This is a genomic window from Luteimonas yindakuii, from assembly GCF_004803715.2.
Classification (GTDB): domain Bacteria; phylum Pseudomonadota; class Gammaproteobacteria; order Xanthomonadales; family Xanthomonadaceae; genus Luteimonas; species Luteimonas yindakuii.
Window position 1 is genome coordinate 1,390,876 of sequence record NZ_CP039383.2, and the last position, 13,266, is coordinate 1,404,141.

The 13,266-nt window shown below is 69.7% G+C and carries 12 protein-coding genes; 9 read left to right on the top strand and 3 right to left on the bottom strand.

Translation table 11 applies throughout. The features are described 5' to 3' along the window. Positions 1 to 2: 2 nt before the first annotated feature. From E5843_RS06330 to E5843_RS06345, 4 genes are all read left to right on the top strand, one after another. The gene (locus E5843_RS06330; RefSeq protein WP_141065806.1) at positions 3 to 962 is read left to right on the top strand and encodes a glutaminase; all 960 of its coding nucleotides are present in this window, start codon (positions 3 to 5) and stop codon (positions 960 to 962) included. A gap of 101 nt (positions 963 to 1,063) precedes the next feature. Further along, on the top strand, positions 1,064 to 2,032 hold the full coding sequence (locus tag E5843_RS06335; protein ID WP_244240848.1) for a DUF4344 domain-containing metallopeptidase: 969 nt from the start codon (positions 1,064 to 1,066) through the stop codon (positions 2,030 to 2,032). Between the two features lie 109 nt (positions 2,033 to 2,141). Then, positions 2,142 to 2,741 (top strand): YdeI/OmpD-associated family protein, encoded by a 600-nt coding sequence (locus tag E5843_RS06340; protein ID WP_136412163.1) that lies wholly within the window; start codon positions 2,142 to 2,144, stop codon positions 2,739 to 2,741. Between the two features lie 136 nt (positions 2,742 to 2,877). Then, positions 2,878 to 3,639: a hypothetical protein gene (locus E5843_RS06345; RefSeq protein WP_136412164.1), complete on the top strand. Its 762-nt coding sequence runs from the start codon at positions 2,878 to 2,880 to the stop codon at positions 3,637 to 3,639. A 73-nt stretch (positions 3,640 to 3,712) separates the two neighbouring features. On the opposite strand, the gene E5843_RS14115 is transcribed toward E5843_RS06345, so the two are convergent. Further along, the gene (locus E5843_RS14115; protein WP_166815919.1) at positions 3,713 to 4,027 is read right to left on the bottom strand and encodes an HPF/RaiA family ribosome-associated protein; all 315 of its coding nucleotides are present in this window, start codon (positions 4,025 to 4,027) and stop codon (positions 3,713 to 3,715) included. Positions 4,028 to 4,226: 199 nt separating this feature from the next. Here E5843_RS14115 and E5843_RS06355 point away from each other — a divergent pair, with 199 nt between their 5' ends. Next, complete coding sequence (locus E5843_RS06355; protein WP_136412166.1) at positions 4,227 to 5,327, top strand: alkene reductase; 1,101 nt, start codon at positions 4,227 to 4,229, stop codon at positions 5,325 to 5,327. A 35-nt stretch (positions 5,328 to 5,362) separates the two neighbouring features. On the opposite strand, the gene E5843_RS06360 is transcribed toward E5843_RS06355, so the two are convergent. Next, complete coding sequence (locus E5843_RS06360) at positions 5,363 to 6,085, bottom strand: rRNA pseudouridine synthase (RefSeq protein WP_136412167.1); 723 nt, start codon at positions 6,083 to 6,085, stop codon at positions 5,363 to 5,365. 89 nt (positions 6,086 to 6,174) lie between these two features. On the opposite strand from E5843_RS06360, the gene E5843_RS06365 reads away from it, so the two are divergent. Then, positions 6,175 to 6,486, top strand: coding sequence for a hypothetical protein (locus tag E5843_RS06365; RefSeq protein WP_134673213.1), 312 nt, complete (start codon positions 6,175 to 6,177; stop codon positions 6,484 to 6,486). A gap of 39 nt (positions 6,487 to 6,525) precedes the next feature. On the opposite strand, the gene E5843_RS06370 is transcribed toward E5843_RS06365, so the two are convergent. Continuing rightward, on the bottom strand, positions 6,526 to 8,349 hold the full coding sequence (locus tag E5843_RS06370; RefSeq protein WP_166815921.1) for a glycerophosphodiester phosphodiesterase: 1,824 nt from the start codon (positions 8,347 to 8,349) through the stop codon (positions 6,526 to 6,528). 247 nt (positions 8,350 to 8,596) lie between these two features. Between E5843_RS06370 and E5843_RS06375 the strand changes: the two genes are divergently transcribed. The 3 genes from E5843_RS06375 (at position 8,597) to E5843_RS06385 (ending at position 13,243) form a co-directional block, all read left to right on the top strand. After that, positions 8,597 to 9,007: a CopG family transcriptional regulator gene (locus E5843_RS06375; protein ID WP_136412170.1), complete on the top strand. Its 411-nt coding sequence runs from the start codon at positions 8,597 to 8,599 to the stop codon at positions 9,005 to 9,007. Between the two features lie 11 nt (positions 9,008 to 9,018). Then, entirely contained in the window at positions 9,019 to 10,260 is a 1,242-nt protein-coding gene (locus E5843_RS06380) for an extracellular catalytic domain type 1 short-chain-length polyhydroxyalkanoate depolymerase (protein WP_166815923.1), read from the top strand. A 376-nt stretch (positions 10,261 to 10,636) separates the two neighbouring features. After that, complete coding sequence (locus tag E5843_RS06385) at positions 10,637 to 13,243, top strand: TonB-dependent receptor plug domain-containing protein (protein WP_141065808.1); 2,607 nt, start codon at positions 10,637 to 10,639, stop codon at positions 13,241 to 13,243. The last annotated feature ends 23 nt before the right edge of the window (positions 13,244 to 13,266 follow it).

The window sequence follows — 13,266 nt, forward strand, 5'->3', positions numbered from 1 at the left end:
GCATGCGCAAGCCACCGAATAACCCCTACGACATCAGCCGGCTCGACCTCGACGACATCCTCGGGACCATCAACGAGGATGTGCGCCAGCGCTTCGGGGAGAACAGGGGCGAGGTGGCCGACTACATTCCGGCGCTGGCCGACGTGCCGAGGGACCGCTTCGGCATGGCGCTGGCGCTGCTGGACGGCACGGTGCACGAGGTCGGCAACGCGCGCGAGCGTTTCTCGATCCAGAGCGTGTCCAAGGTGTACACCCTGACGTTGGCGCTGGAAGCGATTGGCGACGCGTTGTGGAAGCGGGTGGATCGCGAGCCCTCGGGCGATCCGTTCAATTCGCTGATCCAGCTCGAGCACGAGAAGGGCATCCCGCGGAACCCGTTCATGAACGCCGGCGCGATCGTCACCGCCGACGTCGTGCTTTCGAACTACGGCGACGCGGAGGCCACGTTGCTGGAGTTCATGCGCGCGCGCTCGGGCAACCCGGAGGTCGGCGCGGATGTCGAGCTGGCGAAGTCCGAGCGCGAGAGCGGCCATCGCAACGTGGCGCTGGCCAACTTCATTCGCAGCTACGGCAACCTGCACAACGACGTGCAGGACGTGCTCGACTTCTACTTCCTGCAGTGTTCGCTGCGCATGGATTGCGTGGACCTGGCGCGCAGCATGCAGTACCTCGCCGATGGCGGCCGCTGCGGGCCTTCCGGCCAGCAGGTGACCACCGCCGAGGGCGCCACCCGCATCAACGCGATGATGATGACGGCCGGCACCTACGATGCCGCCGGCGACTTCGCGTTCCACGTTGGGCTGCCGGCCAAGAGCGGCGTCAGCGGAGCGATCGTGGCGGTGGTTCCACACGTGATGGGTCTGTGCGTGTGGTCGCCGGCGCTGGACCGGAAGGGCAATTCGCTGCTGGGCGGCTATGCGTTGCACCGCTTCACCCGGATGACCGGGTTGTCGGTGTTCTGAGCGGCGCACCGCAGTAGGGGGCCTGCGGGCGGGTTTGTGCCCGCGCCTGCGTCTGCCAGACTGCGTGCCGATCCGCCGCCTGGACCGGTCCCGCCGTGCCGATGTCTTTCCACCCCTGCAGGATCGCGCTGCTGCTGGCACTGGCGGCGCTGTCCGGTTGCGCCTGCATGCCGGACACCGCTGCGGACGCGCATGCGTACGCCCGCGCGGGTCCGCGGTTGGCCAATCCCTTGCCGCGCACCGTGGTGCGCGCGCGCGTGCCCGCGGAGGCGGGACCGGCACGGCCCGCGGCCCCCGCGTTCGAATACGCCTACCTTGCGCCGCAGTCGCCCGGCCTGCAGCAGATCCACCAGCGCGTGCGCGATGCCGACCTGTGGCACCGGCTGCCCGAGGTGCAGGCGATCGACGGCATGTTCGCGTTGCCGCGGCGCGTGCGTTACGTCACCACGGAGTGCGGCGAGTTCGGCGCGTTCTACCGGCCGGACGAGGCGGAAGTGGCGCTGTGCTACGAAACCCTGCGCACGCTCTACCAGCGCGGCCAGGAGCAGCAACGCGACCTCGGCCTGGCCGACGACTACCCGTCGCGCTACGTGCTGGCCAACGTGCGCTTCATCGTGCTGCATGAGACCGGGCACGCACTGGCGCACCTGCTGGACCTGCCGATCACCGGTCGCCAGGAGGATGCGGTCGACCAGCTCGCCGCGATCCTGATGCTGCGCTTCGCCGGCCTGGACGAAACCCCGGCCGAGACGATCGCCAACCTGCGCATGGCCGCGAACTGGCTGTTGTCGCGCAGCACCGGCGCCTACAACCTCTACGCCTACGCCGCCGAGCACGCGCTCGGTGAGCAGCGCTACTTCAACCTGCAATGCCTGATCTACGGCACCGACCCGACCGCGTTCGCCGGCATGGTGGCCGCCGGTGACCTCACTGCCGAGCGCGCCAGCGGCTGTGCCCGCGAAACACGGCTGGCCAGTCGTGCCTGGGTGCGCCTGCTGTTGCCACACCTGGCGCCGGGCTACGAGGTGTACGGGAAGGAAGCCGCGCAGTATCTCGAACGGGGTGGGTAAGCGGCGGCGGCACCGACGCTGCGTGTAATCCGCTGCACGCGGCAATACCATCGGGCCGCCAGCGCATCGGCAACCCTGCTGCCCGCGTGCCTCGAGGATGACCGCCGCCATGCCCACGCCCGACCCGCGCATCGACGCCTACATCGCCCGCCAGGCCGACTTCGCGCAGCCGATCCTCGCCGAGCTGCGTGCGCGCGTGCACGCCGCCTGTCCCGACGTGGAAGAAGCCATCAAGTGGGGCGCGCCGGCGTTCACCTATCGCGGCAAGCTGATCGCCGGCATGGCCGCCTTCAAGCAGCACGCGGCGTTCAACCTGTGGCTCGGGAAGCAGGTGGTGGAGACGAATCCCACGTTGGCACCGGGGATGGGGCAGTACGGCCGCCTCGCCTCGGTCGCGGACCTGCCGGCCAAGCGAGACACCACCCGCCACGTGCATGCGGCAATGGCGCTGGTGGATGCGGGCGGCGCCGCGCGGGCGGTGAGCGCGCCCAAGCCGCCGCCCAGCCTGCCGCCCGACCTTGCCGCGGCGATGGCCGGCAACGCGGCGGCACGACGCACCTGGGACAACTTTCCACCCGGCAAGCGCCGCGAGTACGCGGACTGGATCACCGAGGCCAAGCGCGACGAGACACGTGCGCGGCGCGTCGCCGAGGCGGTCGCGTGGCTGGCCGAGGGCAAGTCTCGGCACTGGAAGTACGCGGGCTGCTGATCGCCTGCGCGCCGTGGCCGGCTGCAGACGCCTGCGTCCAGCCGCATCCGTCGCTTCACCCGCGTCGGAGGCTGGGATTCCACCCCGAATTCCGACGGTCGCAACCGCCTTCACGCCGCGCGCCTATGCTGGCGGCATGCAGCAGCTTGCCGACACCTTCTGGAATCTTCGCGGCGTGTACCGAGTCGGCGGCGTGCTCGATATCGGCACGCAGATGTCGCTCGTGCGACGACCGAATGGACGCTTCGTCGTGATTGATGGCTGTGCGCTCGATGACGCGCAGCGGAGTGCGCTGCTGGCGCTGACCGGCGATGGCGCGCAGGTGGATGCAGTGGTGCATGTGCATCCCTTCCACACCCTGCACGTGGAGGCCACGCACCGGCTGTTTCCTTCCGCGCGCTTGCATGGCACCGCGCGCCACCGGCGGTTGTTTCCCTCGCTGCCGTGGTCGGAAGCGCCGATGGAAACATGGGGCGGGGAACATCCATTTGCCGACATGTTCGATCTGTCGGTGCCCGCTGGCGTCGATTTCGACTGCCCGGACGAGCGCGTGCACGTGGCTTCGGTGCTGGTGCGCCATCGGCACAGTGGCATCGTCCATGTCGACGACACATTCAACGTGATCGCCGCACCGGGACGACTGGGGGCGATGTTGCCGCAGTCGTCGCTGCGCATGCATCCGATGCTGGCGCGTGCGCTCAGGCCAGAGCGCGGTGCCGCGGATGCCTATGCCGCCTGGGCCCGCGCGCTGGCCTCGCACTGGGCGGATACCCGCATCGTCTGCTCCGCGCATTCCGCCGTGCGGCATCTGCCGGCGGGCGGGTTTGCACGCGAGGTGGAAGGCGCGCTCGATCGGGTGTCCGGCACGCTGGAGCGGCACCGCAGGCGGCATGGCTAGAACGAAGCGGCGGTACCTCGTGGGAGGCGAGCCGCACGACGCGCCACGGCTGCCCGGGGGATGACGCCCCTCTTCAGTAGCCGCGCTCCTTCCCGATGCGCGTATCCAGGAGCGCCTTGAGCTTGTCGCAGGCGCCACGCACCGCGCGGTCGATGTCCTGATCGTCGTGGCTGGCGCCCAACGGTGCATCGCTCTGCAGCCGTGCCTCGATCGCGCAGCGCTTGTCGGCGGGGCCGCCCTTGGTGGAGTTGCTGTCCGACAGGTACACCTCGATCCGGCTCAACCGCGGGAAGAAGCGTCCGAGGTGCTGCTCGAGCAACGCATTCACGCGCGCTTCCAATGCTTCGGTGCCGTCGATGTGGTTATCGGTGTTCAACTGGATGATCACTACGCAGTCTCCTTCATTGGTCGGTTTCGCACGCAGCCACCCTATCAATCGGCGCGTTGCCGCTCGCGTGAAGCGGACCACGCCGCAGCGGTATCCAAGGCTGTTCCTGCAATGGCAGCGATCGCCTGTGGCAGCCGGGTTTGCGAAGCACGTGCAGCATCCCCATATCGGTTGTCCCCATGCGTTCCACGGAGTTCCGATGCATTCCCACCTGCTTTCAGCGGTCCAGGCCGGCGCGCTGGCGCTTCCCAACCGCGTCGTCATGGCACCGCTGACGCGATCGCGCGCGGGCCAGCCCGGCGACGTGCCCACCGCACTCAACGCGGAGTACTACGCACAGCGCGCCAGCGCGGGGCTGATCGTCTCCGAGGCCACGCAGATCTCGCCGCAGGGCCAGGGCTACGCGTGGACACCCGGCATCTACGACGATGCGCAGGAAGCGGGCTGGAAGCAGATCACCGAAGCGGTGCATGCGCGCGGCGGGCGGATCGCCGCACAGCTGTGGCATGTCGGCCGCATCTCGCATCCGCTGGTGCAGGCTGACGGCGCGACGCCGGTGGCGCCGTCGGCGATCGTTGCCGAGGGTGCCAACGCGTTCGTGGTCAAGCCTGATGGCACGCCGGGCAATGTCCCCACGGCAATGCCGCGCGCACTGGAGACCGATGAGATCGCCGGCATCGTGGCGGACTACGCAAAGGCCGCGCAGCGCGCCGACCGCGCCGGTTTCGACATGGTCGAGCTGCACGCCGCCAACGGCTACCTGCTGCAGCAGTTCCTGTCGACCAACAGCAACACCCGCACCGATCGTTATGGCGGCGCGCTGGAGAACCGTGCACGGATCACGCTGGACGTGGTGGACGCGCTGATCGACGTGCTCGGTGCCGGTCGCGTCGGCGTGCGCCTGTCGCCGCATTTCGCCGGGCATGGCATTGCCGATGCGGAGCCCGAGGACAGCGCGCTGTACCTGGCACGCGAGTTCAGCCGCCGTGGGATCGCCTACCTGCATATCGCCGAGCCGGACTGGGCCGGCGGACCGAAGCTCGGTGACGCGTTCCGCCGTGCGCTGCGCGAGGCGTTCGAGGGCGTGCTGATCTTCTGCGGCGGCTACACCGCCGACCGCGCCGACACGCTGATCGCGTCGGGCATGGCCGACGCGGTGGCATTCGGACGGCCGTTCATCGCCAATCCGGACCTGGTGGAGCGCTTCCGCGTCGGCGCCGCACTCAACGAGCCCGATGCCTCGACCTTCTACGGTGGCGCGGAGCGCGGCTACACCGACTATCCGACCCTGCAGGGCTGAAGTGGCAGCAGGGCGCGCGCATCACGCGCGCCCGCTCAGAAGCGGTCACCCACCGGCAGGTAGCGCCACATGCCCACGGGCATCTTCGCAAGCGACACCTTGCCGATGCGGATGCGGCGGATCGCGACCACGTCCAGGCCGACCTGCGCGCACATGTGGCGCAGCTGCCCGCCCTGGACGCCCTTGAGGGCAAAGCGAAGCCGGATCTCGTTCTGCCAGCTCACGCTGCAGGGCGGTAACGCGCGTCCGCCGTACTCCAGGCCGTGCCGGAGCCGGGCCAGCCCGTAGGGCGCGATCTCGCCACTCACTTCGACCACGTATTCCTGTTCGATCAGGTCGCGGTCTTCGGAGAGGCGGCGCCAGACGCGGCCGTCCTGGGTCAGCACCATCAGTCCGCTGGCTTCGGCGTCGAGCGGCACGAGCGGCGTCAATCGGTTGAAGTGGCGCTGCAGCAGGCGCACGCCGGAAGCATCCTCGCTCCATCGACTGTCGGGCTGCACCAGCGTCGCCGCGGGTTGCCGGCCGCTGATGGTGTCGTAGCCGACCGGCTTGTGCAGCAGGATCGTCGCCGGCTCGGCAGCCGCCAGTTGCGCGGCGGGATCGACCACCACGGCCTCCGCCGTCACCCGGAACGCGGGATCCTCGACCACCTGGCCGTCGACCGACACCCAGCCGCCCTTGATGTACTGCTCGGCCTCGGCGCGCGAACACCCGGTCAACTCGATGACGCGTCGGGCCAGGCGTACGGGATCGGACATGGAAGGCTGCCGGAAACGGGGAGGCGCAGTGTACCGGGGCGTCGCCATGGGTCGACCGTTGCAGCGTCGGGCACGACTATCCTGCGGCCATGACCGCCACGCTGCCGATACTCGAATTCGCCAATGCCACGTTCCTGCCGGGTCGCAACACCACGGTGCGGCGGGGCACGCGCTGGCACGGGGTCGCGGTCGCGCGCCTGCGACTCGGGGATGGCCGCCTCTCCGCGCCGGTCGGCCTTGAGACCGAGTTGCGGGTATTCCGCGACATCGACGCGGACGCGTTGCGGTTCGAGCACGATCCCGACTGCCGCACGCCGCAGGGCTTGCTTGCGCGGCTCAGGATCCACTACCCGGGCTTCAGCGACGACGAGATCGTGACCCTGTGCCATTTCCACGTCTGACGCGGGTTGCGCGCGGGCGTGCCGGAACACGCGGCACCCTCAACGCCGGAACCAGCTGTGCAGGCGCGCCAGCAACAGCTCGACATCGGTCAGCCCCGCGCGTTCGGCACGCAGCCGCACCGCCTGCGCGGGCACGTCGGTGCTGATGTCGTCGACGCCCAGGTCCATGTAGCGCGCCATGCGCTCCGGGTCGTTGACCGTCCACGCCTGCAGCAGGTAACCGCGGCGGCGTGCATCGGCAAGGGCGGCGGTGTCGATCTGCAGGTGATTCAGCCCGAGCATGTCGAAGTCGGTGCGCCGAGCCGTGCCCGGCAATGCCGCATTCGCGAACAGTGCCAGCGGGAGTTCCGGTGCCGCTTCGCGGGCGCTGCGCACCAGCTCCGGCGACAGCGAGCCAAGCATCACCGCATCGTCGTGACCGCCGCGTTCCACCGCGCGCAGGGTGGCATCGAGCAGCGCGTGCGCGTTGTCGGCATCGGGCTTGAGCTCGATCAGGGCGAGCGCGCGGCCGTCGATGAAGGCGAGAGCCTCGGCCAGCGTGGCGATGCGTTCGCCGGCGAACGCCGGGTCGAACCAGCTGCCGACGTCGATGTCGCGCATCGCGGAAAGCGGCGTCTGCACCACGGTGCGTGGGTCGCCGGCGACGCGGCGGAAATCGCTGTCGTGGAACACGACCACCACGCCGTCCGCGCTCAGCCGCACGTCCAGCTCGATCGCATCCGCGCCGGCATCGATCGCCGCCTGGAACGCCGCCAGCGTGTTCTCCGGCGCGACCGTCGATGCACCGCGATGCGCGGTCACGGTGACGTCGGCACGCAGGTTCATGCTCGCCACCGCAAGTGACGCCTGCACCAGCGCGACCGCGAGGAAGGCGGCTTCCGCGCCCCACACGAAGCGGCCGGGGTGGGGCGGGGTGGCATCGACGGCGCGGCCACCGCGGGCGCCGCCGAGGCGGTGGAACAGCGCACGCACCAGCAGCGTGTTGACCGTGGTACCGAGCAGCAGCACGCCCAGCACGGTGGCGGCATACAGGGTGAGGTAGACCACCATGCCGGCGTTGGTGAGCAGGCGATACGGCGGGATCCAGTCCAGCAGCGGCGTGGCCGCACGGTCGTACAGGGCGGTCACGCCCAGTGGCAGGGCGGCGATGGTGAGCGCCACGCCCACCACCAGCACCGCGATGCGCAGGTGGCGTCCGCGGGTGAGGTCGCGACTGCGCAACAGCGCACTGATCGGTGACAGCCCTTCGAGCACGAGCGCGGGCGTGGCCAGCAGCCAGCGGAAGTAGAGCGTGGCGTGCAGCAGCAGGCCGACCGCCAGCACCGGCAGGAAGGCGCCAAGGAACCACCAGAGCGCGGCGGGGCGCGCCATCACCACGAAGTAGGGGTCGTAGCCGCCCAGCAGCAGCCGGTACAGCCCGGCGCCGATCGCGAGCCACGGCATGGCCAGCAGCGCGTGCGTGGCGACCTGGCAGGCGGCGAGCATGGCAAGCGGCAGCGCCCGTCGCAGCATGCCGAGCAGCGCCGCCGCCGCCGTGCGGTAGCGGCAGCCGCGGCTGGCCGAGACCAGCAGCATGCCGGCCTGTTGCAGCATCACCACGTACCACGACAGCGCGCCGGCCAGCACCAGCCAGGCCAGCGCCAGCAGGTTGTCGCGAAGGCCGTCGAGGTCGCCGGCCAGCGGCCGCTCGATCCAGTGCAACAGCGCGGCGAGCGACCAGGTGGTCAGCGGCGCCGCCGCCACCGTGGCGAAGGCGGTGAACAGCAGGTACCAGGCCAGCATCGGACGCAGGTGGCGGCGTAGATCGCGGCGGATGTCGTGGACCAGGATGCCGTGCAGGAGTTCGCGGTCGTCGGCGATCACGGGCACTCCGGTGTCGTCGCTGTTCCTCCGTGGGTTGTTCCCGCCTGCCTGTCTACGCATTCGCGGAAGTTTAGACACGCGGCGGGCATGGCCGCGTCGGCTGGCCGGGCATTCGATGCGATGCGTGAGGAGCCGTCACCCTTCGGTCCTGAAGGTCGACGTTGCCTGGAATTCACCCTGTAATTTTTGCGTCCGCACCATCCATGTGGATGGTGGTAGGATGGCGTAAGCCTTCCGGAGCCCTGTCATGTCTGACCCGCGCCCGCGCCCCATTGCCGACAGCGAGAAGCTCACCATCAATCTCGGCGTTGTCGATCTGGGCCAGATCGACCTGCTGGTGCAGGAAGGTTTCTATTCCAACCGCACCGATCTCATCCGCACCGCCATCCGCAACCAGCTGGCCACCCATGGGGAAGTGCTGCGGCATGCGGTCGCCCGGCGGACCCTCGTCGTCGGCCTGCAGGATTACGGACGCCGCGAGCTCGAGGCCGCGCGCGACGCCGGCGAGCGCCTGCGGATCCAGGCCCTGGGGCTTGTGCGCATCGCCGACGACGTCAGCCCGGAGCTGGCGCGGGAGGTGATCGAGTCGATCGCCGTCCTCGGCGCGCTGCAGGCGAGCCCGAAGGTGAAAGCCGCGCTGGCCGGCCGCATCCACTGACCAGGAATTCCATGAATCACGACAACGACACCATGCGTCGGGCGATGCGCCTGATGCAGGCCGGCGATCTGCAGGCCGCCACGCGCACGCTGCAGGACGCGCTTGCGGGCAACGCGGGTCCGGCACCCGCCGCGCCTGCTGCACACGACGCCCGCGGCGATGTAGCCGGTCGTGGCGCCTGCCTGGAGGGCGAGTTCCGGGTCATCGACGACACGAAGGCGCACGACGCGAGGCCGCCCGCCGACCACCACGCGGCAGCGGATCTCCGCCCTGGGCCGACTGCGGGGCAGCCGTATACGTGGCCGCGCTCCACGACGGGCGAGGGGGCAACGCATGCAGGCGTGACGCCGTGGCGCCGGCCAGCGTCCGGCGAAGGAACCGGCGACGGCAATTTCCCGCGCCTGCGTTTTTCCTGCGCGGCTGGCGAGCTGGAGTACGGCCTGTACATTCCGCCGGGCCTCGAAACAGCCGGCGCGCCCCTGCTGGTGATGCTGCACGGCTGCACGCAGACGCCCGAGGACTTCGCCCGCGGCACCCGCATGAATCAGCTGGCGGACGGACACGGTTACGTCGTGGCGTGGCCCGCGCAGTCGGCGGAGCGCAACCAGAACCGCTGCTGGAACTGGTTCCGCGGCAGCGACCAGCAGCGTGATCGGGGAGAGCCGGCGATCCTCGCCGCACTGACCCGGCACCTCGTCAGCACCCACGGGCTGGACGCCGGGCGCGTGTACGTGGCCGGGCTCTCGGCCGGTGGCGCGATGGCCGCGGTGCTCGCCAGCACCCATCCGGATGTCTACGCCGCCATCGGCGTCCACTCCGGCCTGCCGGTGGGGGTGGCCCGCGACATGCCGTCCGCGTTCGCCGCCATGCGCAAGGGCAGCGGACGACGCAGGCGTGCGTCCTTCAGCACCGCCGCGCCGGTGCCGGCGATCGTCTTCCACGGCGACGGCGACGCCACCGTGCATCCCGGCAACGGTCTGGGCGTGGTCGAACAGAGCCTCGACCGTGCGGCGGATGACGCGGGCATGACCAGTGCCGTCGAACGCGCAAGCGCGCCCGGCGGACGAAGCGCGACCCGGACCGTGCATCGCACGGCCGACGGGCGGATCGCGGCCGAACACTGGGTCGTCCACGGCGCCGGCCACGCCTGGTCCGGCGGCGATGCAAGCGGCAGCTACACCGACCCGCAGGGGCCCGATGCCTCCGCAGAGATGCTGCGGTTCTTCGCCGGGTGCAGGCGTAGCGGCAGCTGAGGATGGCCGGCGGCCCGGTGCGGCAGCCGGCCGCAACGCTGCAAGCACGTTCCGCGCGCCATACGGGCACCTCATCCATCGTCACGCCTGCGGCACTTCGCAGTGACGGTGCTGTGTCCTTGCCCGACGGGGGGCATGTACGGACGCGGGAAACACGTTGCCGCGGGTGCCGGCGCCACGCGCTCACAACGCCCGTATCGGCCGCATCGCAACGACCCGAAGCCCCCACGGCGCTCCGGAGTCGGCAGCCGGCGCTGCGCGCCGGAAATTGTTCCTTGCAAGGACATTAAGTTTCTGTTAGACGCAAAACGAGCCGGTGCGGACAGGGGCGACACGGCCAAGGAGCGGTATCCCATCCATCCAAGAAGGAATTTCGATGACGCACCTGAATCCCGGGCGCCTGCCGGCGCGCCATTCCCTGTCCGTCGGTGTCCGGCTCGCGCTGGCCGCCGCGATGCTCTCGGCGGCCGGCATCGCCAGCGCCCAGTCGCAGACCCGGGCGCCGCAGCCGGAAGAACAGCGGACCACCACGCTCGGTACGGTCTCGGTGCTCGGCTCGCGCACCAGCCCGCGGTCGGAAACGACATCGGCGGTGCCGATCGACATCATCGAAGGCGAGCAGTTCCACAACCAGCCCTCGGTCGACGTGCTCGACAAGCTGCGCACGCTGATTCCGTCGTTCAACGTCAGCACCGTGCCGATCGACGACGCCGCCACCCTGGTGCGCCCGGCCAACCTGCGCGGACTGCCGCCGGACAGCACCCTGGTGCTGGTCAATGGCAAGCGCCGCCACCGCGCGGCAGTCATCACCTTCCTCGGCCACGGCCTGTCCGATGGCTCGCAGGGCCCGGACATCTCGGTGTTCCCTTCGCTGGCGCTGGAACAGGTGGAAGTGCTGCGTGACGGCGCGGCCGCGCAGTACGGCTCGGACGCCATTGCCGGCGTCATCAATTTCGGGCTCAAGCGTCTGGAGGCCGGCGGCACCGTGGAAGCCTTCGGCGGCCAGTTCTACGACGGCGACGGTTTCACCCAGCAGTACTCGGCGCAGGTGGGCCTGCCGCTGACCGCGAACGGCTTCGCCACCCTCACCGCGGAGTGGCGCACCGCCGACCCGACCTCGCGTAGCGTGCAGCGCGACGATGCGGCCGCCGCCGCCGCCGCGGGTTACCCGGGCGTCGCCAACCCGGTGCAGGTGTGGGGTTCGCCCGAGACCGACCACGACCTGAAGTTCGTCGCCAACACGGGGCTGTCGACCGAAGTCGCGGACTTCTACCTGTTCGGCAACTACGCCCGGCGCGAAGTGATCGGCGGGTTCTACTACCGCGATCCCACCTCGCGCGCCGGCGTCTACACCAACGACGGCGGCGAGACCTTGCTGATCGGCTCGCTCGACGGCGGCGCCTGCCCGACGGTCGCGTTGCGCGATGCCGACGGCAACCTGATCCCGTATGCGACGGTTGGCGCGCAGGTCGCGGCGCTGCCGGACAACTGCTTCACCTTCCTCGAAAGCCTGCCGGGCGGCTTCACCCCGAACTTCGGCGGCGAGATGGAGGACCGCGCCGTCACCGCGGGCGCCAAAGGCATGTGGGCCGGCAGCTGGAGCTGGGACTTCAGCCTCTCCTGGGGTCGCAACGACGTCGACTTCTTCCTGCTCAACACGGTCAACGCATCGCAGGGTCCGGAGCAACCGTCCGGCCTGCGCTTCAACCCCGGCGGCAACGTGCAGACCGAGCGCAACGTCAACTTCGACGTCGGCCACGACATCGAGAACGGCTTCACCGACGGGCCGATCCGGCTGGCCATGGGTGCGGAGTGGCGCGAGGAGGAGTTCGAGATCAAGGCCGGCGATCCGGCGTCGTTCGGGATCGGCCCGCTCACCCAGCAGGGCTTCAGCATCGGATCGAATGGCTTTCCCGGGTTCAACCCGCGGATCGCGGGCACCTTCAGCCGCGACAACTGGGCGCTGTATGTCGACGCCGAAGCGCGCCTGACCCCGCAGTTCCTGCTGGCGGCGGCGGTCCGTCACGAGGACTACAGCGACTTCGGCGGGACCACCAACTGGAAGCTGACGGGCCGTTACGACTTCACCGAGGCGTTCGCCCTGCGTGGCGCCATCAACACCGGCTTCCGCGCGCCCACCCCGGGGCAGGCCAACGTCAGCCAGGTCACCAGCGCGTTCATCGATGGCGAATTGCGCGACACCGCCACCCTGCCGCCCACCAACCCGGTCGCTGCGTTCTACGGTGGCGAGCCGCTGACCCCGGAGGAATCGAAGAGCGCCTCGCTGGGCCTGGTCTGGGTGGGCGAAGGCTGGCAGACGACGCTCGACGCCTACCGCATCGAGGTCACCGACCGCATCGCGCGCAGTACCGACTTCACCCTGACCGATGCCGACCGCGCGGCGCTGGTGGCCGCGGGCATCGGCGAGGCGGCGACGCTCAGCCGCGTGGGCTTCTTCGTCAACGACTTCGACACCACCACCACCGGCGTCGACCTGGTGACCAGCCTCAACACCGCGCACTTCGGCGGCGCGACCACGTACTCGCTGGCGGCCAACTGGAACCGCACCGAAGTCGACAGCTATACGCCGGGCATCATTTCCGAAGCGCGGGTGAAGAAGCTGGAGGAGTCGCTGCCGCGCACCAAGGGTTACTTCAGCCTCAACCACCAGCGCGAGGTCTTCAATGCCAACCTGCGGGTGAACTATTTCAGCTCGTTCTACGAGGACCATCTCGACAGCGACGTGATCCTCGCCGAGGAGGGCGGCCTGCCGATTTATGGCGGCAGCGCCGTGACCGTGGATGCCGAGGTCGGCTGGAAGTTCGAGTCCGGCCTGTACGTCAACGTCGGCGCGCAGAACCTGTTCGACAAGGTGCCGGACGAGAACCCGTGGGGCGGTGTTGCCGGTGCACGCTATCCCGTGCACGCGCCGTACGGTTTCAATGGCGGCTTCTACTACGCGCGGGTGGGTTACCGGTTCTGACCGGGCCGGTGATGACACGCGGG